The organism is Pseudomonas sp. FSL R10-0056 (genome assembly GCF_009600105.1).
Lineage (GTDB): Bacteria > Pseudomonadota > Gammaproteobacteria > Pseudomonadales > Pseudomonadaceae > Aquipseudomonas > Aquipseudomonas bubulae.
Genome location: NZ_WIWL01000110.1, coordinates 1 through 320, shown reverse-complemented (window position 1 = coordinate 320; position 320 = coordinate 1). Strand labels below are relative to the sequence as shown.

Below are 320 nucleotides of genomic sequence, written 5' to 3'. Positions count from 1 at the left end.
CCCTGGTGAGACATGGGAAGCGGCCCGCGCTCGACTAACCCAGATGCCGCTGGATCTGGCCTAGAGGCCGTGGCCACCACGGCCCGGCCTGCCTTTCTGCAGGGACTGCCGCTCCCGCTTTTGGGCCAGAAGCTCCTGCTTCTTGGCCTCTTTCTCACGCTGAACCTCATCCCGGGCCTGCGGTAGCCGCGCCGCCCACTCAGGACGCTCCTTCTGGAGTGTCCTTTCGGCGTCTCGCACAGAAAAACCGCCGCCCGGTGTCAGGTAGCACCGCACACGCTCAAGCCGCTTACGCAGGTCGTTCTCCCGCCCAACTTTCC

At 65.6% G+C, this 320-nt stretch carries 1 protein-coding gene; it reads right to left on the bottom strand.

Annotated elements, in window-relative coordinates; translation table 11 throughout:
• Positions 1-60: 60 nt before the first annotated feature.
• On the bottom strand, positions 61-320 hold a 260-nt coding region (locus GHO42_RS25830; RefSeq protein ID WP_218575992.1), incomplete at its 5' end, for a hypothetical protein.